Annotated in this window: 1 protein-coding gene; it reads right to left on the bottom strand. The window is 54.7% G+C overall.

Going from position 1 to position 492, the window contains the following annotated elements; all coding sequences use genetic code 11:
• Positions 1–12: 12 nt before the first annotated feature.
• Positions 13–414: a sigma factor-like helix-turn-helix DNA-binding protein gene (locus tag D1646_RS09905; protein WP_160636312.1), complete on the bottom strand. Its 402-nt coding sequence runs from the start codon at positions 412–414 to the stop codon at positions 13–15.
• Between the last annotated feature and the right edge of the window lie 78 nt (positions 415–492).

Here is a 492-nt window from a genome sequence, read left to right on the forward strand (position 1 = left end):
CCGGTCGTGGGGTCACTTTTGGAAATTCTTTTTGAAAATTTTCCTCACCGCCATAATGCTGTCGCGGACAGCGTACTTAGAGCAACCGCACATTTCAGCAATCTCCACATAGCTGAAATCGTACAGCGCATAGAGCAAGAACCGCTCCCGCTGGGTATCGGTGCAGAGCGCCAGCACCGCCAGAATTTCATCCAGCGTTTCCCGCTGGCAGACCAATTCTTCCGGGGTGGCGCAATAGGGCAAACGGCCCTCGGTAGCGATTATGTACTCGTCACACTCGCGCCCATCCCAATACCGCTGACGCTCCCGGTAAAGTTTCCGATTGTTCCGCTTGGCCTGTTCCAGATAGTCAGCAACTTCGGCACTGACCTCAACGGACACAAACCTCCCATTGATTTTGATGGTAATTTCCATTGTCCTTTCCTCCGTTCAGATTTTTGGGGTCTGAACGGGGAAGGGCGGGGAACGGCAGCGAGGCCGGTGTCGCTGGCC

The sequence above is a fragment of the Pseudoflavonifractor sp. 60 genome (assembly GCF_009911645.1).
Taxonomy (GTDB): domain Bacteria; phylum Bacillota; class Clostridia; order Oscillospirales; family Oscillospiraceae; genus Lawsonibacter.

Coding starts and splice junctions, on each gene's coding strand:
- D1646_RS09905 (WP_160636312.1), bottom strand. CDS start 414: ATGGAAATTACCATCAAAATCAATGGGAGGTTTGTGTCCGTTGAGGTC.